Annotated in this window: 15 protein-coding genes and 1 pseudogene; 11 read left to right on the forward strand and 5 right to left on the reverse strand. The window is 59.5% G+C overall.

Annotated elements, in window-relative coordinates:
* Nucleotides 1–91: 91 nt before the first annotated feature.
* Nucleotides 92–1,120: a fatty acid desaturase gene (locus LXM96_RS12270; protein ID WP_239998795.1), complete on the reverse strand. Its 1,029-nt coding sequence runs from the start codon at nucleotides 1,118–1,120 to the stop codon at nucleotides 92–94.
* 787 nt (nucleotides 1,121–1,907) lie between these two features.
* Complete coding sequence (locus LXM96_RS12275) at nucleotides 1,908–2,990, reverse strand: extracellular catalytic domain type 1 short-chain-length polyhydroxyalkanoate depolymerase (RefSeq protein WP_239998797.1); 1,083 nt, start codon at nucleotides 2,988–2,990, stop codon at nucleotides 1,908–1,910.
* A 211-nt stretch (nucleotides 2,991–3,201) separates the two neighbouring features.
* On the opposite strand from LXM96_RS12275, the gene LXM96_RS12280 reads away from it, so the two are divergent.
* The 3 genes from LXM96_RS12280 to LXM96_RS12290 are packed head-to-tail and all read left to right on the forward strand — an operon-like array spanning nucleotide 3,202 to nucleotide 5,913.
* Nucleotides 3,202–4,065, forward strand: a complete 864-nt coding sequence (locus LXM96_RS12280) for a D-amino-acid transaminase (protein WP_239998799.1) — start codon at nucleotides 3,202–3,204, stop codon at nucleotides 4,063–4,065.
* A gap of 13 nt (nucleotides 4,066–4,078) precedes the next feature.
* Nucleotides 4,079–5,116, forward strand: coding sequence for a DmpA family aminopeptidase (locus LXM96_RS12285; RefSeq protein WP_239998915.1), 1,038 nt, complete (start codon nucleotides 4,079–4,081; stop codon nucleotides 5,114–5,116).
* Nucleotides 5,113–5,913 (forward strand): M55 family metallopeptidase, encoded by an 801-nt coding sequence (locus LXM96_RS12290; protein ID WP_239998801.1) that lies wholly within the window; start codon nucleotides 5,113–5,115, stop codon nucleotides 5,911–5,913. The genes LXM96_RS12285 and LXM96_RS12290 overlap by 4 nt, the downstream gene beginning before the upstream one ends.
* On the opposite strand, the gene LXM96_RS12295 is transcribed toward LXM96_RS12290, so the two are convergent.
* Nucleotides 5,896–6,855 carry a LysR family transcriptional regulator gene (locus tag LXM96_RS12295; RefSeq protein ID WP_239998802.1) on the reverse strand — a complete coding sequence of 320 codons (960 nt, stop codon included), beginning with the start codon at nucleotides 6,853–6,855 and terminating at the stop codon, nucleotides 5,896–5,898. The two genes, LXM96_RS12290 and LXM96_RS12295, sit on opposite strands and share 18 nt — an antisense overlap.
* A gap of 177 nt (nucleotides 6,856–7,032) precedes the next feature.
* Between LXM96_RS12295 and LXM96_RS12300 the strand changes: the two genes are divergently transcribed.
* From LXM96_RS12300 to LXM96_RS12325, 6 genes are all read left to right on the forward strand, one after another.
* A complete protein-coding gene (locus tag LXM96_RS12300; protein ID WP_239998804.1) occupies nucleotides 7,033–8,658 on the forward strand; it encodes an amidohydrolase in 1,626 nt (541 codons plus the stop codon).
* A gap of 51 nt (nucleotides 8,659–8,709) precedes the next feature.
* The gene (locus LXM96_RS12305; protein WP_239998805.1) at nucleotides 8,710–10,302 is read left to right on the forward strand and encodes an ABC transporter substrate-binding protein; all 1,593 of its coding nucleotides are present in this window, start codon (nucleotides 8,710–8,712) and stop codon (nucleotides 10,300–10,302) included.
* A gap of 81 nt (nucleotides 10,303–10,383) precedes the next feature.
* Nucleotides 10,384–11,319 (forward strand): ABC transporter permease, encoded by a 936-nt coding sequence (locus tag LXM96_RS12310; RefSeq protein ID WP_239998806.1) that lies wholly within the window; start codon nucleotides 10,384–10,386, stop codon nucleotides 11,317–11,319.
* A gap of 5 nt (nucleotides 11,320–11,324) precedes the next feature.
* The gene (locus LXM96_RS12315; protein WP_239998807.1) at nucleotides 11,325–12,146 is read left to right on the forward strand and encodes an ABC transporter permease; all 822 of its coding nucleotides are present in this window, start codon (nucleotides 11,325–11,327) and stop codon (nucleotides 12,144–12,146) included.
* Nucleotides 12,143–13,054, forward strand: a complete 912-nt coding sequence (locus LXM96_RS12320) for an ABC transporter ATP-binding protein (RefSeq protein WP_239998809.1) — start codon at nucleotides 12,143–12,145, stop codon at nucleotides 13,052–13,054. The genes LXM96_RS12315 and LXM96_RS12320 overlap by 4 nt, the downstream gene beginning before the upstream one ends.
* Nucleotides 13,051–14,013, forward strand: a complete 963-nt coding sequence (locus LXM96_RS12325) for an ABC transporter ATP-binding protein (RefSeq protein ID WP_239998812.1) — start codon at nucleotides 13,051–13,053, stop codon at nucleotides 14,011–14,013. The genes LXM96_RS12320 and LXM96_RS12325 overlap by 4 nt, the downstream gene beginning before the upstream one ends.
* A gap of 44 nt (nucleotides 14,014–14,057) precedes the next feature.
* Here LXM96_RS12325 and LXM96_RS12330 read toward each other — a convergent pair whose 3' ends face one another.
* On the reverse strand, nucleotides 14,058–14,489 hold the full coding sequence (locus tag LXM96_RS12330; protein WP_239998817.1) for an Lrp/AsnC family transcriptional regulator: 432 nt from the start codon (nucleotides 14,487–14,489) through the stop codon (nucleotides 14,058–14,060).
* A 124-nt stretch (nucleotides 14,490–14,613) separates the two neighbouring features.
* Here LXM96_RS12330 and LXM96_RS12335 point away from each other — a divergent pair, with 124 nt between their 5' ends.
* A complete protein-coding gene (locus LXM96_RS12335; protein WP_239998819.1) occupies nucleotides 14,614–15,759 on the forward strand; it encodes a saccharopine dehydrogenase family protein in 1,146 nt (381 codons plus the stop codon).
* A 294-nt stretch (nucleotides 15,760–16,053) separates the two neighbouring features.
* Here LXM96_RS12335 and LXM96_RS12340 read toward each other — a convergent pair.
* Nucleotides 16,054–16,290, reverse strand: a pseudogene (locus LXM96_RS12340) (helix-turn-helix domain-containing protein); the annotation flags it as partial.
* Between LXM96_RS12340 and hemN the strand changes: the two are divergent.
* A complete protein-coding gene (gene hemN / locus LXM96_RS12345) occupies nucleotides 16,285–17,565 on the forward strand; it encodes an oxygen-independent coproporphyrinogen III oxidase (protein WP_394801951.1) in 1,281 nt (426 codons plus the stop codon). The pseudogene LXM96_RS12340 and the gene hemN sit on opposite strands and share 6 nt — an antisense overlap.
* Nucleotides 17,566–17,580 lie beyond the last annotated feature (15 nt).

Below are 17,580 nucleotides of genomic sequence, written 5' to 3' on the forward strand. Positions count from 1 at the left end.
GGGGGAGTCCTGCGGCGGTGATCTGAGCAACGATCAGCCACGGTGGTAGGCGGTGGGGGATGAACTACGCTCTTGTCTAAGATCGTCGGCGCTAAACCATCGCATCCCGGAACGAGAGCAGCTTTTTTTGCTCTTCATCCCAGAGCGCCAACCGGACACACCTGATGCTATCCCGAATCGTCACGCGTCCGATCAAAGCGAGCTCCGGATGATGGCGCAGCACTTCGGGCAGCCTGTAGTAGGGGATGCGGCTTGACAGGTGGTGTACGTGATGAATGCCGATATTGCCGGTCATCCATCTTAGCACCAGAGGCAGATCATAGTACGAGGCGCCGTGAAGGGCCGCGCCAGGAAAATGCCAATCGTCGTCCGTCGACCAATGCGTCTCCTCAAATTGATGCTGAACGTAGAAGAGCCAGACGCCCGCCGCCCCCGCCAGAAGCACGATGGGCAGATGAACCGCGAGGAAGGGGCCGAGCCCAATGGCAAATGCCATCGCGGCTGCCAGGGCTAAGACGGCGACATTGGTGGCCATCGTCGAGACCCAAGGCATAGCTCCTGAGCGCATCATTCCGATGGGCAGACGTTGCTTCAGGAGGAAGATCCACGCCGGACCGATGCCGAACATCACCAGCGGGTGCCGGTATAGCCGGTAGCGCAGTCGTCCGGCGGGCGAGAGCGCACGATATTCCAGGACGGTCAGCGTCGTGATGTCGCCGATCCCCCGCTCGTCCAGGTGTCCTGCCGAGGCATGGTGGACGGCATGTGCGCGACGCCAGTAGTCGTACGGCGTCAGCGTCAGAACCCCAAGCAGGCGGCCCGTCCAGTCGTCGAGGCTGCGGCGAGCGAAGAAAGAGCCATGCCCGCAATCATGCTGGATCATGAACAGCCTCAACAGGAAGGCTGCGGCGGCCGGCACCGCGACTACAAAACCAAGCCAGATACCATGGGAAAGGCACAGGTAGGCAAGCAGCCAAAGAACTGCGAAAGGCCCGGCCGTGACCAGCAGCTCAAATATGCTGCGGCTCGTTCGAGGCTGGCGGTATCTCGACAGGGTCTTTAGCCAAGCCGATGCGTTGAGGTCTGAAGACCCCTTCAGGTCATGAACTGCGATATTCATCGGGCGCTGATTTATTTCTGCTTCTTGCCGAGGCTAAGCCCGCTGCCGGCACTTTTGACTTGACTACCGAGAGCCGCGGGGGCAACCGCCGCGGCCTTCTCCTTCTTCGGCTTTCGAGCCTCGCGGTTGCTTCTAATCTGGCCCTTGGCCATGGGAAACCCTTTCCATTGATTAATGGTGTCATCGTGCCGATTGAGGCCACCGACAACGCATTCTGAGACGTGGATGAACCGCGGATGTCAGCCTAGGTGGCTGGTCGTGTCGGTCCGGCCGCGATGCAGCGCTGAGATATCGAGAAGACCGGTGGGGAATTCCGAAGACCCATAGGCCACAGCCGGCGTCAACAGAAGCATCCTAGACCGACCAGGCACGTTTTCCTTCGCTGGCGCAGAACCTGGCATCTTCCGGCAAAGGATGTTCTCGCGGTATCCGAACCCGCTTACGCTTACAAGATTTCGATCTAGTTGGAGGTCGGAAGACATCTACGTCCTCCTTTCTTTGGGGCCAGGGAATGTCCCTGAAGCGGCAGCGCCCTGAATCCGACTGCCGAAGATGTTACAGTAGAACAAAAGCGGATAAGCTGCAATGGACTAGACCCCGCACTAATAATGGCGCCGCTCCTTTCGTTCACCTTCAGCCGTTGATCGCGCAGGAATATCCGAAATCGTCGAGGTCTCGGAAGCACGTTTAAGCTTGAGCGCGATGCGACGTGGCAAGATGCAAGCGCACTGGCTCGCCTCCTACGGCAACCACCCGCAGCTCCGCAGAAGGTCTTGAACTATGCGACCTACTTCATCAGACCGGCTGAACGCATAGCCCGTTCAATAACCTCCTGAATACCCTCAGTGCCCGATGGACCGCGGAGATGAACGGAGGACGAAGCTGCGTGAGCCTCCATGTTTGATGCGAACTTACGCTCGAAGGACGGCGTCAAACCCCAGGAGCGCGCGATGTGCACGGTGGAAGATATTCCGACGTCGAGCATGTATGGCGCGGCTCGACCGTATCCGGTTGTCGCGTCCAGCGGCGTTCCATGGTCCATCCCTGAAATCTGATAGTGTTCAATGACGGCCCGCCCGAACCTGTCCGTCCATGCCTCGTACGCATGACCCTCCACGACGTGCGAAACGATGGGCTCTCCCGCCACCCCATGAACCCCCTGCCACTGATCAATGATTGCTCGTGCATTCGCTCTTACGACCGTCTTGTCCGCCGTGCCCTGCCAAACGGCAACGGTCGGCCAGGCGCCATCGTGGCGGGTTGCTTCGCGAATCTTGTTCTGGAGTACGACGGGCGAGGGGAGCCCATGGCCCCGCATCCGATCAAATGCTTCCGGCACCGTCGCGGCGGTTGCATAAGGAAGACCAGCAATGATCGCGCCGCCAGCGAAAACGTCAGGGTAGGCTGCGAGCAGCGCGTTGGTCATTGCGCCTCCGGCTGAAAGCCCTGTAACATATACGCGCCGGGGATCGACCCCGTGTGCCCCAATCATGGTCGCGACCATTTCGCGTATGGAGCGTACTTCGCCCGCGCCGCGTGTGATGTCTTCGGTCTGGAACCAGTTGAAACACAGGTTGGGGTTGTTCTGGCGGGTCTGCTCGGGGAACAGGACTGCGAACCCGTAATCTTCTGCAAGTCGCGACCAGCCCGATCCGTTATCGTACCCCGCTGCCGTTTGTGTGCACCCGTGCAGGACGACCACCAATGCGGGAAGCTTCACGGCGTCAGGCGTCCAGTACCATCCCAGCAACTTTCCCAGGTTCGGCCCCATGATCTGCAGTTGCGCCAGCTTGCTGACCTGGCTAGCCGCCGAAGGAGCGGGAGAAGTATAACGGGCCAGCCGTTCGATCGTGTCGGAGATGCGTCTCATCGTTGACCCTCTGGTAGCGGAAGGCCATCGACATTCCTCTCTCCAGGTAATGCTGCGCTGCACAATTTCAACCCGTCCATCGAGAAAGTGGACGGGAGAGGGAGCTAGGCAATTTTTGCATAAGCCTGCGGGTAAAAATGAATTGGCCAGCAGCGCTCCTCCTTTCCTATCATCGGCGCGTACGATGTTTGGCGCAGCAGAGGGGGGCAGAATGGGAAGGATCGTCTATGTCCATGATGGCTTTGTGCCCGACGAGGAGGCCAGCATTAGTCTCTTCGATCGGGGCTTCCTGTTCGGCGACGCCGTTTACGAGGTAACGGCTGTCATCAACGGGCGGATGATCGACAATGATCTGCACCTTGCCCGCCTTGAGCGTTCGCTGAGGGAACTTGCCATTTCCCTTCCTTATTCCGTGGACACCATCGAGGGAATTCAGCAGCAGTTGATCACTCGCAATGGCTTGGAAGAGGGAACTGTTTATCTGCAGGTGTCCCGTGGGGAAGCAGAGCGTGATTTCTTCTATTCGGATGGGCTCACTCCGCGGCTTATCGGCTTCACGCAATCTAAAAGGCTGGTTGGAACCAAAGCTCAGCAGGTCGGCATTTCGGTAGACGTTGCGGAGGATCCACGTTGGCAGCGGCGCGATATCAAGACTGCCATGCTGCTTGGCCAGGTCATGGCCAAACAGGCTTCGCGCGCCCGCGGCTTCGACGATGTCTGGCTGGTAGAAGACGGGCTTGTGACGGAAGGGGCCTCCTCGACGGCTTATATCATTACCGCTGATAGGCGGATCGTCACGCGCGCGCCGTCACAGGCGACACTCCCGGGCTGTACCCAGCGTGCCATTGCCCGCCTCTGCGCGGCACAGGGATTGGCGGTGGAAGAACGTGCTTTCTCACTGGAAGAGGCGCAGGGCGCGGTCGAAGCTTTCCAAACCTCCGCTTCCAGTCTCGTGACGCCTGTCGTGCGCATCGGCACCCAGACGATTGGCAATGGTCACGTCGGCCCGATGACGCGACAGCTGCAGGCGCTCTACCTGGAGGCCGCCGGGGTTTCGTACCGGGAGAACTCATAGAATGAGGGAGAACATGAAGGCAGCGCGAGAATGGGGACTGATGCCTGAGGGGAGGCTGCGACCAGGCCCGGGCAACGCCATCACCGACGTTCCCGGCGTCGCGGTTGGCCATCATTCTCTACGGAGTAACGAATTGTGCACGGGAGTCACAGCTATCGTCCCACATCCCGGCGACATCTTCCGTCTGAAGCCGCGGGCAGCCGTCGAAGTCATCAACGGCTTCGGAAAGTCGGCCGGGTTGATGCAGGTGGCCGAACTCGGCAGCATCGAGACGCCGATTCTGCTCACCAATACATTCGGAGTTGCCGCCTGCACGGAGGCGCTGATCCGCCGCGCAATTGCCGCCAATCCGGCCATCGGACGCAAGACCTCCACGGTCAACGCGCTTGTCTGCGAGTGCAACGACGGCAGTATCAGTGATATTCAGGCTCTTGCGGTGACGCCAGCCGACGCCGAAATGGCGTTGGATGCCGCCAGGACTGGCTCGGTGGAGCAAGGAGCGGTCGGAGCTGGCTCCGGCATGACGGCCTTCGGCTTCAAGGCCGGCATCGGCACGGCCTCACGACGTATGCCGATAGGAAAGCGCGATTTCATACTTGGCGTCCTTGTGCTGGCGAATTTTGGCGGGGCCGGCGACCTCATCCTGCCGGATGGCCGCAGGCCCGATCCGCGTGCACCAGCGGATGCCGAGCGCGGCTCCATCATCGTCGTCATGGCGACGGATCTTCCACTGGGCGACCGTCAGTTGCAGCGTGTCGCGCGGCGCGGCGGAGCGGGGCTTGCCCGCCTGGGCGCGTTTTGGGGCCATGGCAGCGGTGACGTCGTCCTTTGCTTCACGACCGCCGATCCCGTGGAGCACGATCCGGCAGAGGCCTTTGGGACCCAGGCGCGGCTTGCCGACGATCACATCGATATCGCCTTCCGCGCTGCCGCCGAAGCGACGCAGGAAGCGGTTCTGAACGCACTTTGCACGGCGCCGGCAACGCCCGGGCGCAACGGCCGACTGTATCCGTCACTGGCAGACTGGCTGAAGGAGAACCCTCTTCCATGAAAGTCTTCATTTCCGCAGATATCGAAGGTACGGCCGGGATCAGCCACTGGAACGAGGCTGAGCGAACGCATCCCGACTGGCTTGAGGTCCGTAGCCTGATGACCGCCGAAGTGCTGGCCGCCTGCGAGGGCGCGCGAGCCGCTGGCGCAACGGAAGTGGTGATCAAGGATGCCCATGACAGCGGTCGCAATCTGATCCTCGATCGGCTGCCAGACTATGCCCGCATCATACGCGGATGGTCCGGCCATCCTGACGAGATGATGTTCGGGATCGACGAGAGCTTTGCTGCTGCAATCTATACCGGCTACCATTCAAAGGCCGGTACAGAAGCAAACCCTTTGGCTCATACATCGAACATGCGCATCTCCCGACTGTTGCTCAATGGTGAGGTTGCTTCGGAATTAACGTTTAATGCGTTGTGTGCCGCGAGCTATGGCGTGCCATCTGTCTTTCTTTCTGGCGACGCTGGTATCTGCGCAGAAGCGCAAGCAATGGTGCCGGGCCTTGCCGCCGTCCAGACCTTGGAGGGCACGGGCAAAGCAACGACGTCGATTTCTCCCGCCTGGTCTCGCCGTGCCATTCGCGAAGGCGTAGCAGCGGTGCTCTCGGGAGATTTCGCACAGGCGCTTCCCGTGCCGCCGGATTACCACGAGGTCGTCATCGAGTTCAACACGCCGACAGAGGCCTATCGTGCTGGGTGGTATCCCGGTGCGAAGGCCCGCGGGCCTCGCTCGGTGGCCTTCGACCACCGTGATTTCCGGGAGATCCTGCGGGCGTTGTTATTCATGAAGCTCTGACTGGTCCGGCCGTTCCAGCATCTGCTGCGCAGTTCGCCAGAGGTCCTCCACCCTGACGTTACGGGGTGAGGCATGTCGGTAGAGACGAATTTCGAGATCGAGGTTCCAGTTTTCGCTTGCGGAAGCGGGCACGAGCCGTCCTGCCTCCATGTCCTCGCGCGCAAGACTTTCGGGAAGCCAGCACAATCCGGCACCGGTGACAGCCATGTTCATCAAGCCTGCGCTTATTGTGTTTTCGTGGGTGGTACGGCGGCGAAAGGGCGGGCGGCGGAGAAGGAGGCGCGACAAGGCGACGCCAAAGAAGGAATTGAACCCGTAACCAAGGTAGGGAATGGCAAGCCGCGGCTGCGCAACCGCGATGTCGAGGATGTTGCGCCCCTCTCGCATGACGCCGGATAGCTCGATCCGGTCCGCAACCAGCGGGATCAGCCGGTCCCGACCGACGGTCAGCGAGGCAAATTGCCCCCTGGCAAGATGAAAAGGCACCTCGGGATGGGCATACGTCAAGAAGAAATCGGCCTCGTCGTTCACGAGAGCGTCGAGATTGGCTTCGATACCGCCACGATCGGCGATGAGTGAGGTGTTGAACGCGGCGTGGCCGGAGTTGTCCAGCGCCTGCAGCCAGCCCGGAAAGAACGTAACCGTCAACGTATGCAGCGCCGCAAATCGTATCAGCCCCGGCTCGTGCGACGGTCGAAGTGCTTCCCGAGCCGCGTAAAACGTGCGAATTGCCTCCTGCGCGACCGGCAGAAAGCTGCGTCCGGCTGGCGTGAGTTCCGCGGGCATGGTTGCGCGGCTGATAAGTGTTGCGCCCAACCAGCTTTCCAACTGCTTGATGCGTCGGCTAAAGGCCGGCTGCGTCACATTGCGGGCCTCGGCGGCGCGCGAAAAGCTGGACGTGTCGGCAAGCGTGACGAAATCTTCCAGCCATTTGATTTCCACAAGTTCGCTCCCATTGTCCTGATTTACAAAAGCAACTCATGATAAGTCATTCAAGATGCAGCCCTATGCGGTTTGTGCATGGTGTTGTGCCAAAAGCGAATTGGCCAAGGCAGGCTCAAGCTTTCACCTTGCACGGGGATCGGTGCCCGGATGTATGGTGCCGGATGGGGAGCGTGAATGGCATTTGCAATGGAAGCCGATCTGATTCTGACCAACGGCAGGATCTGGCGTGGCCGCGATGAGGGTGTCTGCGAGGCGCTGGCCGTTTGGCAGGGAAGGGTGTTGGCCACTGGCACTGCCACCGAAATTCTCACCCTGCAGGGTCCTGCGACGGAGGTTATCGACCTCGACGGCCAATTTGCCTGCCCCGGTCTCATCGACAATCACCTGCACCTCATCTCTACCGGTATCACCATGGGCTGGGTCGATGCCACGCCGGCTGCCGCTCCAACCCTTGCCGCGCTGATGGGCAAGCTATCAGAGCGCGCCATGACAACGCCCAAGGGCGGCTGGATTCGGGCTCGCGGCTATGATCAGGTCAAGCTCGATGTGGGCAGGCACCCGACGCGCGAGGATCTTGACCGCGCTGTACCCGATCATCCTGTGCTGCTCGTGCGCGCCTGCGGCCATGTCTCGATCGCAAATTCTCGCGCGCTGGAGCTTGCCGGGATAGATGAATCGACCCCGGTGCCAGACGGCGGTGTCATTGGCGTCACCGATGGCCGTCTGAACGGGCTTTTAGCCGAGAACGCGCAAAATCTTGCGACAGCAGCCATCCCCGCCTTCACAACCGATGAACTGCTGGATGGCATCGAGCGGGCAGGCCGTCATCTGCTTTCTTTGGGGATCACGAGCTGTATGGATGCAGCAGTGGGACAGTTGGCAGGCTTCGCCGAAATTCAGGCCTACCAACTGGCCAAGCTTCAGGATCGGCTGCCGGTTCGGGTGTGGCTGACCCTCCTGGGTGATCCTGGTGTCTCCATTGTCGAGGATTGCTGGCGTGCTGGTTTGATCTCTGGCGTGGGTGACGACATGTTGCGCGTCGGCGGTGTTAAGATCTTTCTGGATGGTTCCGCAGGCGGGCGCACCGCATGGATGACCGAACCGTATCAGGGTGAGCCCGATAATCGCGGTGTTCAGATGCTACCTGATGACGAGGTAGACGCCTTGGTCAGATCCTGCCACGACCGCGGCTATCAGATGGTCTGCCATGCGATTGGCGATGGGGCTATTGAACAACTCATCACAGCGTACGAGAAGGCGCTTGCAGCCAATCCCGATCCCGATCGTCGTCATCGCATCGAGCATTGTGGTTTCTCAACGGCGAAACAGCATGCACGTATGAAGGAAGCCGGCATCGTGCCAGCACCGCAGTTGGTTTTCATCCATGATTTCGGCGACAGCTATGTGTCTGTTCTTGGGAAGGAACGGGGCCTGGGGTGTTATCCGATGAAGTCCTGGATGCAAATGGGTCTTAAGCCGTCGACCGGCTCTGACTCCCCGGTAAGTGCGCCCAATCCATTTCCGAACCTGCACGCGATGATTACCCGCCAGACGGGCAAGGGGACCGTGTTGGACGAGGGCCAACGATTGAGCAGCGAGGAGGCGCTCCAGGCGTACACGGAGTTTGGTGCTTATTCGCAAAAGGCCGAAGCTGTGAAGGGCCGGCTTGTCCCGGGACAATGGGCAGATATCGCGGTTTTCGACCAGGATCTGCTTAGTGCGCCGGCCGAGACGATCCTTTCAGACACGCGCTGCCTGGTGACCGTCCTGGCAGGCCGTGTCGTTCATGACGTTCGTTAGCTTGAACATCAATTCAGACGATGCCGAAAAGGCACGAAGAGGGAGAACAGAATGCTGAAGAAACTGACATTGGCCGCGGTGCTCGGCCTCGGTGTGGCGACGGGAGCCATTGCTGCAAACGAGCGGCAGGGTGGAACACTCGTCTTTACCGCTCCTTACGGTTCCAGCTTTGCCACGCTTGACGTGCAATCCAGCCCTAACACCCAGGAGGAGTTCATCACGCAGGCCATTCACCGGGCGCTTTACAGCTGGGATTCCAGTAACAACAAACCGGTCCTGGAATTGGCCACATCCGCCGACGTCTCTGATGACGGTCGCGTTTATACGTATCATCTGCGCGAAACCGCCGTCTTTCACAACGACAAGCCGCTGACTGCCGATGACATCATCTACAGCTACAAGCGGATCGCGGATGCGAAGAATGCATTCCCCGGCGCGAGCTTCATCGCCAATATCAAGGGTGCGGACGAGTTTACTGCCGGCAAGGCGGATGAGATCTCCGGACTTCGCAAGGTCGACGATCACACGCTGGAAATCACCTTCAACTCGCCGATCAACCCCGGCTTCGCGTTGATGCAGAACACCACCGCTATCTATCCGTCGAACATCGAAGATGAAGCGAGCTTTGCCAAAACGCCTGTCGGCTTGGGTGCCTTCGTGTTCAAGGAGCACGTTCCGGGCTCGCAGGTCGTGGTTGAGAAGTTCGACAAGTATTACGAGGAAGGAAAGCCCTATCTGGACCGGATCAACATCGTCCTGATGGCGGAGGACGCCGCCCGCGACGTTGCCTTCCGCAACAAGGAGATTGACGTCTCGATCTTGGGCCCGACGCAGTATCAAGCTTATCAGGGCGAGGAAGCACTAAAGGACAATCTCCTCGAAGTGGCTGAGGTCTTTACGCGCAATATAGGCTTCAACCCGAAATTCGAGCCGTTCAAGGACAAGCGCGTCCGCCAGGCCATCAATCACGCGATCAACACGCCCTTGATCATTGAACGACTTGTCAAGAACAAGGCTTATCCCGCCTCCGGCTGGCTGCCGCTCTCGTCGCCTGCCTTCGACAAGGACAAGGCCCCCTATGACTACAACCCGGAAAAGGCAAAGGAATTGCTTGCCGAGGCCGGCTATGAGGACGGTTTCGAGTTTGAGGTGACAGCGAGCCCGAACGAAAGCTGGGGCGTGCCGATTGTTGAAGCCATCCTTCCGATGCTGCAGAAGGTTGGGATCACGGTCAGACCAAAACCGGTCGAAAGCGCAGCGCTAGGCGACGCGGTGACCTCAAACAACTTCCAGGCCTTCATCTGGTCCAACCTGTCAGGTCCCGATCCGCTGAATGCTATGCGGTGCTTCTATTCTCAGACTGCGCAGTCCGCCTGCAACTATACGAGCTTTGCCAATGTGGAATTCGACAAGCTGTATGAGCAGGCTCAGGAGGAGCGCGACACGGCCAAGCAAAACGAGCTTCTGCGTCAGGCAAACAATCTGGTCCAGGATGAGGCGCCCGTGTGGTTCTTCAACTACAACAAGGCCGTAATGGCGTATCAGCCATGGGTTCACGGTCTGGTACCCAATGCGACAGAACTCGCCATCCAGCCTTATGATGAGATCTGGATAGACGAAACAGCGCCTGCTTCGCGTCAGTAAGGCGTGAGGAGACATGCGGGTTGGCCCAACGCCAACCCGCATTGAAATGTCGCGCCATCACGCGCCAAGGCGGATACCCGTATGCTTCGTTTTACCCTGCGTCGGATCTGGCAGATCATACCCACGCTGATCGTTGTGGCGCTGCTTATCTTCGTGATCTTTAGCGTAGTACCAGGCAGCTTCGCCGCAAGTCTGTTCTCCGACGGCAGGCGCGCGGCTGATCCTCAGATGATAGCGCGCCTCAATGAGGAGTTCGGACTGAACAAGCCTCTGATGGAGCGCTTCATCACCTACATCACTGATCTGGCGCAGTTTGATCTTGGGACCAGTTTCCGGACGCGCCAGCCGGTCATTGAGCTCATCGCCGACCGGATGTGGGCATCGCTACAACTCGCTATCGCCGCAATGGTCTTCGCGCTTGCTTTAGGTGTGCCGCTTGGGTTTCTTGCCGCGCTGAGGCCTGGATCGGTGCTCGATACCGTGACGATGATCGGGGCAGTCTCCGGTCTTTCCATGCCGCAGTTCTGGCTCGGTCTCTTGCTCATGTATCTGTTTGCGCTGCAACTCAACTGGCTACCCAGTTTCGGTTACGGCGACGGCTCCTTTCGCAACCTGGTCCTGCCCGCCGTGACGCTCGGGGTGACGCCACTTGCGCTTCTGGCCCGAACCACCCGAGCCGGCGTGCTTGATGTGTTGAGTGCCGATTTCATTCGCACGGCTCACTCCAAAGGGATGAGCGAAGCGAAGGTTGTGCGGTGGCATGTTGCCCGCAACGCTTTGGTGCTGATCGTCACGACCGTGGGATTGCAGTTCGGATCGCTGATCGGCCAGGCGGTCGTTATCGAGAAGCTGTTTGCCTGGCCGGGGATCGGCTCGCTGCTGGTTGACAGTGTTGCGATCCGCGACATCCCCGTGGTGCAGGGCACGATCCTTGTGATCGTGCTCTGGTTCCTCCTCATCAACACTGCGGTGGATCTGATCTATGCCGCCATCGATCCGCGAATTAAGCAGGAGTGACGGGATTGCGCCTTGGTTTCAATTTCTGGCTTGGTGCCTTGCTGACCCTCTTGGTGGTCCTTGCCGGGGTGCTCGCTCCATGGATTGCTCCGTTCGATCCGGTTTTCGACGCGGATCTGATGAACTCCGAGCTACCTCCAGATTCCACGTTCTGGTTCGGGACGGACGGGCAGGGACGCGATGTTTTCACCCGTATTCTCTATGGTGCGCAGATATCGTTGACCGTGGGCATCGTCTCACAAGTGATCAATTCACTGATCGGTGTGACACTTGGCATGACGGCCGCATACTGGGGCGGCTGGTGGGACGATCTGGTGAACGGCTTGACGAACGTCATGCTTGCTATCCCTTCGCTGATCTTCGCACTGGGGGTTATGGCCGTACTTGGTCCCGGTCTTCCTTCACTGTTGATTGCGCTGGGCCTGACCAACTGGAGCTGGACCTGCCGCATCGCCCGCTCATCGACGCTTTCGCTGAAATCCCAGGGTTACGTGCAGGCTGCCCAGACACTCGGTTACGGCGATCTACGCATCATGTTTACGCAGATCCTGCCGAACATGATGGGCCCAATCCTCGTCATGGCGACACTCGGAATGGGGTCAGCAGTCCTCTCGGAGGCTGCACTTTCCTTCCTGGGCCTTGGGATCCAGCCTCCGTTCCCGAGCTGGGGCGCGATGCTGACGGATGCACGTCAATTGATCCAGCTCGCTCCGTGGGTGGCGATCTTCCCCGGCTTGGCCATCTTCCTGTCGGTCCTTGGATTCAATCTTCTGGGAGACGGTCTGCGCGATAGTCTCGACCCCCATATGAGGACGCGCAACATATGACAGAAGCCCTTCTCGACGTCAGAGATCTTCGTCTGGGCGTGGTACAGAAACGCGCTACTCTCCATGCAATTCTCAAGGGCGTGTCGTTTCAGATCTTGCCGGGAGAGGCTTACGGACTGGTCGGGGAATCGGGGTCGGGGAAATCTGTTACCTCGCTTGCCATCATGGGATTGCTAGGCAAACCTCTCTCCGTCACCGGCGGCGCCCTTCTGTTCAAGGGCCAGAACCTGCTCGACCTGTCAAAGCGCGAGATGCGCCGCTTGCGGGGCAATCGCATCGCGATGATCTTCCAGGAACCGATGACAGCACTGAACCCGCTCGCGACCGTGGGACGGCAAATTGCGGAAATGTATATGCTCCATCAAGGGAAAGGCCGCCAAGAGGCGCAGGAGTTGGCGATCGAGGCTTTAGCGAGCGTGCGGGTGCCGAACCCTGACCGCCGGGCGAAGGACTATCCCCATCAGATGTCAGGGGGCCTGCGGCAGCGCGTGATGATTGCAATGGCACTGGCCTGCGATCCTGATCTCCTCATCGCCGACGAGCCCACGACGGCACTCGATGTGACCGTGCAGGCGGAGGTGTTGCGTCTGATCAAGGATCTGTGTGCAGAACGCGGCACTGCGGTGCTCTTCATCAGTCATGATCTGGGGGTCATTGCGAGTATCTGCCAACGCGTCGGCGTGATGTACGCTGGATGCCTCGTGGAGGAAAACGAAACCAAGGCTCTTTTTCAGGATCCCCGCCACGAATACACCCGTGGCCTGCTTGGGGCGCTGCCGCAGCTTGGCAGCCGAAGCCAGAACGGCCGGCGTCGACTGGTGGATATCGACAGCATCATTGCGGACCGATCAAAGCTCACCGAGACCAGCTTTATCGTGCCCAGGCGTCCCCAAGGAGGTCAGGCATGAGCGGTCCACTCTTGCGGGTCGACGATCTGCATGTGCGGTTTCCCGTTTCGGGGGCAGGGCTGCTCGGAAGCGGACGCCGCATGCTCCATGCGGTGAACGGCGTCAGTTTTGAACTCGCCAAGGGTGAGTGTCTCTCGATCGTTGGTGAATCCGGCTGCGGCAAGTCTACGACCGCCCTGTCGATCGTTGGTCTTCAGGAGCCGACGAAAGGTACGATCCGATATCGTGATCAGCCGCTGAACGGAGCAGATGCCCCCTCTCGATTGCAGCGTGCGAAAGCAGTGCAAATGGTCTTCCAGGACCCCTACGCGTCGCTCAATCCGCGTCAGTCGATTCACACGTCACTGGCGGCGCCCTTGCGGCTTCATGGTGTTACCTCTGCATCCGAGATTTCCGATCGCGTCGAGGTCATGCTCAACAGTGTCGGGCTGACGCCTGATCAGGCAAAGCGCTATCCTCACGAATTTTCCGGTGGTCAACGCCAGCGCATCGGCATTGCCCGCGCGCTGATCCTCGAGCCGGAAGTCGTCGTGCTTGACGAGCCGGTTTCGGCGCTTGATGTTTCCATCCGAGCGCAGATCATCAACCTGCTCCTCGATCTGCAGGAGAAGTTCTCTCTTTCCTATCTGATGATCAGCCACGACTTGAGCGTGGTCGAGCACATGAGCGATCGCGTTCTCGTCATGTATTTCGGTCAGATCGTGGAAGAGGGTGGCTGGCAGGATATCTTCGAGGCGCCCGCACATCCCTATACGAGGCGGCTCATCGCAGCCATCCCCAAGCCGGGCTTCTCTTCGGATGAAATGGCGCAGAAGACGGATCCGACTCCAGGGTTGCCTTCTGGACGGGGGTTTGTTTCCGACGGCTCGAACGCCCCGGATGTTTTTGTGGCTCCTGCGCCGTCAGAGCTCGTCGAATTCGCCCCCGGCCATCGGGTAAGATTAAGCCCTGCGGATTGATGGAAGCGCAAAAGGGCCGCATCGACCGCTTGAGAGCCACATCTTCAACGCACGATGCGGTCTGAGAGGATGATGGAGGAAAGCGTGCGCTCCACGCCAGGCAGTTCCCCGATCAGGTCAATCAGTCGGTCGAGATGGGCAATGGACGGCGATGCGATAACGGCAATCAGATCGTAGAGTCCGTTGACCGAATGCAATGATCGGATCTCCTGTATCGCTTCAAGTTCGGCGGTAACAGCAGCAAGCGCTTTCGGTGCTATCGTGATCAGCACATGCGCGCGGATCAGCCCTGCCAGGTACTCATCCGAGAGCCGTACGGCATAACCCGCAATTACGCCTTCTCTTTCCAGCCTGTCCAATCGAGCCTGCACGGTGGTGCGCGACAACCCCAGTTGCCTTGCCAGTGTTGCCACAGGCATTCGAGCATTCTCGGCCAGCAGGCCAAGAAGCTCACGATCTTTCGCTGTTACTTGCATTTCGCACAGATCTTTGCATCGATTTGTAGATCTTGATACCGTAATTCGTCTATTTCGTCGCTATGAATCGAAGGTGCCACGTAGGAGTCTTTGTCTGAAACGAATACAGGGCAAAGGATTTCAGATGAAGCAGATCGTTATTGTCGGAGCGGGAAAGATTGGTGGTGCAGTGGCTCGCATGCTGGCAGCCACGAAGGATTACGAGGTCACGTTGACCGATGCGAGTGAGGCGCAACTTGCAGCGTTCAGTCCGCTTGCCGTGATCAAAACATCTCTCGTCGATATCAAAGATCACGCCAGTCTCGTATCCCTTTTCGAGGGAACATTTGCGGTCTTGTCGGCGGCTCCTTTCCATCTGACCGGTCTCGTCGCGGAAGCTGCGGTTGAGGCGGGAACCCATTATCTCGATCTGACGGAAGACGTGGCAACCACTCGGAGGGTAGAAAGCCTTGCAGCACAGGCAAAGTCTGCACTGATCCCCCAATGTGGTCTTGCACCCGGCTTCATCGCTATCGTCGCGGCCGATCTTGCAGGTCGGTTCGATACGCTCGACACCGTTCGCATGCGTGTGGGTGCCTTGCCGCAGTATCCGTCAAACGCTCTCAATTACAATCTTACCTGGAGCACGGACGGGCTGATCAACGAGTACATCGAGCCCTGCGAGGCTATCGTTGAAGGACAATTGATCTCGGTTCCTGCAATGGAGGAACGGGAGGAGTTTTCGCTCGACGGGGTGACCTACGAAGCGTTCAACACCTCCGGTGGCCTTGGGACCCTGGCAAAGACCCTGGCGGGCAAGGTGCGTACGATGAACTACCGCACCATCCGCTATCCGGGTCATCAGGCGATCGTGAAGGCTCTTCTCAACGATCTCAATCTGCGCAACCGCCGTGACGTGCTGAAGGACCTTTTCGAGAATGCCCTCCCGGCGACGAACCAGGACGTCGTGGTGGTCTTCGTTACCGTTTGCGGCTGGAAGGACGGGCGGTATCTTCAGGAGACCTACGCGAACAAAATCTACGCAGGAATGGTTGCAGGCCACAGGATGAGCGCGATCCAGATCACCACCGCTGCCGGTATTTCCGCCGTGCTCGATTTGCTGGCTGACGGTCAACTGCCGGCCACCGGCTTTGTCCGGCAGGAGGAGATCGGGCTTGAAGCCTTCCTGTCGAACCGTTTTGGACAAATGTACGCGCACAGGCCGTCGAGCCTGGAAAACAGGAAAAACCCAGAAACCGTGCCAGAACCTCGTCTTGCCCAGGAATGCTAGGGCGTGACCTGTCTGCTGTTCTGGGTAGGTGGACCTGCAAGAAGGAGAGCGATCCCGCGAGGTGACGGAGAACTTGGCGTCGAGCAGCCTCAGCTCCTAGCCACCTCACCTGGGTCCTCTGTCGACTGTCCCCCACATCGATGGGCACAGACAGGGGTCGCCCGGTAACCTTACGGATGTCGGGCCACGGACAACCGACGTTTATTCGTCTATCCTTTTCTTCCGGCTCTACAAAGCCTCCAGGATGCCCCGGATCGCGTTCTGGAATGTGCCCGACGCCGCACCAGCGAGCTGCTAGTCCTTCACTTCCTCGGCAAGGGCAGAAAGGGCCACAACGTCTCGCACGAGCAATTTCTGGCGCCCGCCTTCTACCAGGCCCTTTCCTTCCCAAGCGCTGAGAATACGGGAGACGGTATGGAGCGTCGTCCCGGTCATCTCGGCTATATCCTGGCGCGAAATCGGGAAGTCGATGCGGATCCCCGCGTCTTCCTTCTTCCCTGCTTGCTTGGTGAGGCGAAGGACGGTGTGGGCAAACTGCGCCGGTCCTTGCCCGGAACCTATGCATCATGGTTGAAGGCAATTCCGGCGGATCGAGCGACGTCTCTTTACCTCCACATCCCCTTCTGCCGATCCATGTGCTGGTACTGCGGTTGCCACACGACGATCACCGAAAAAGACAAGCCGATCCTCGACTACCTCGAGGTTCTGCATCGGGAGATCGATCTGATCGCCGAAACCCGTGGCGCCAGCTTCAATGTGGGCGAGATCCATTTCGGTGGCGGCACGCCGACCATCATCCAGCCGGAGGAATTCATCCAGCTGATGCAGGCCCTCCGCTCGAAGCTCGGCTTCGCGCCGCAGGTGAACACGGCAGTCGAGATCGACCCGCGCCGGCTGCAGCCCGAAATGGCGGCAGCACTCGGTCAGGCCGGCGTGACCCGCGCCAGCCTCGGCGTCCAGAGCTTTGATCCGAAGGTGCAGAAGGCGATCAACCGCATCCAGACGGCGGAAACAACGCTCGCGGCCGTCGACAACCTGCGCGCCAATGGCATTCATGCCATTAACTTCGACCTCATCTACGGCCTTCCGCATCAAACTGTTGCGTCCTGCTTCGAGACGGTAGACCAGGCAGTGGCCATGCGCCCTGAGCGCTTCGCCGTGTTCGGCTACGCTCATATTCCGAGCTTCAAGAAGCACCAGCGGCTGATCGACGAGAACGCGCTTCCCAATGCGGCAGGACGCCATGCCCAGGCGCAGGCGATTGCCCACGGCTGGTGGAAGCAGGCTACCGGCAAATCGGTCTCGATCACTTCGCGCTGCCGGAAGACGAGTTGGCGGTGGCGCAGCGAAGGCAGGCTTCACCGCAATTTCCAGGGCTATACCACCGATGCCTGCGAAACCCTGGTTGGGCTCGGAGCTTCTTCGATCGGCAAGTTCCAGCAGGGGTACCACCAGAACGAAGTCCCGCCCGGGCTCTATGCAAGCCGCGTCTCGTCTGGCGAGTTGCCGACGGTGAAGACCTATCGCCTGACGGCCGAGGACCGACTGCGGGCTGAGGTCATCGAACGGCTGATGTGCGATTTTCACGTCGATGTCGCAGCAGTCGCCGCAGCGCACGGGTTCGATCCTCTTCTTCTGCTCACGCACAATGAGGCGCTGGAGGATCTTGAGCGGGACAATCTCGTTCAGCGTGAGGGAATGTCCGTACGCGTCGATGACAGACACCGCTTCGTCGTGCGCGCCGTAGCGGCAGCGTTTGACGCCTATCTGGCAACCGTCGAGCGCACCTACAGCACGGCCGCCTGACCGAACCAGCCCCTT

Origin of the sequence: Rhizobium halophilum, from assembly GCF_021648825.1 — a bacterium.
Lineage (GTDB): Bacteria > Pseudomonadota > Alphaproteobacteria > Rhizobiales > Rhizobiaceae > Neorhizobium > Neorhizobium halophilum.

Excerpts from the sequence above, each read along its gene's own strand:
- LXM96_RS12270 (WP_239998795.1), bottom strand. The coding sequence starts at position 1,120 with ATGAATATCGCAGTTCATGACCTGAAGGGGTCTTCAGACCTCAACGCA.
- LXM96_RS12275 (WP_239998797.1), bottom strand. The coding sequence starts at position 2,990 with ATGAGACGCATCTCCGACACGATCGAACGGCTGGCCCGTTATACTTCT.
- LXM96_RS12280 (WP_239998799.1), top strand. The coding sequence starts at position 3,202 with ATGGGAAGGATCGTCTATGTCCATGATGGCTTTGTGCCCGACGAGGAG.
- LXM96_RS12285 (WP_239998915.1), top strand. The coding sequence starts at position 4,079 with ATGAAGGCAGCGCGAGAATGGGGACTGATGCCTGAGGGGAGGCTGCGA.
- LXM96_RS12290 (WP_239998801.1), top strand. The coding sequence starts at position 5,113 with ATGAAAGTCTTCATTTCCGCAGATATCGAAGGTACGGCCGGGATCAGC.
- LXM96_RS12300 (WP_239998804.1), top strand. The coding sequence starts at position 7,033 with ATGGCATTTGCAATGGAAGCCGATCTGATTCTGACCAACGGCAGGATC.
- LXM96_RS12305 (WP_239998805.1), top strand. The coding sequence starts at position 8,710 with ATGCTGAAGAAACTGACATTGGCCGCGGTGCTCGGCCTCGGTGTGGCG.
- LXM96_RS12310 (WP_239998806.1), top strand. The coding sequence starts at position 10,384 with ATGCTTCGTTTTACCCTGCGTCGGATCTGGCAGATCATACCCACGCTG.
- LXM96_RS12320 (WP_239998809.1), top strand. The coding sequence starts at position 12,143 with ATGACAGAAGCCCTTCTCGACGTCAGAGATCTTCGTCTGGGCGTGGTA.
- LXM96_RS12325 (WP_239998812.1), top strand. The coding sequence starts at position 13,051 with ATGAGCGGTCCACTCTTGCGGGTCGACGATCTGCATGTGCGGTTTCCC.
- LXM96_RS12330 (WP_239998817.1), bottom strand. The coding sequence starts at position 14,489 with ATGCAAGTAACAGCGAAAGATCGTGAGCTTCTTGGCCTGCTGGCCGAG.
- LXM96_RS12335 (WP_239998819.1), top strand. The coding sequence starts at position 14,614 with ATGAAGCAGATCGTTATTGTCGGAGCGGGAAAGATTGGTGGTGCAGTG.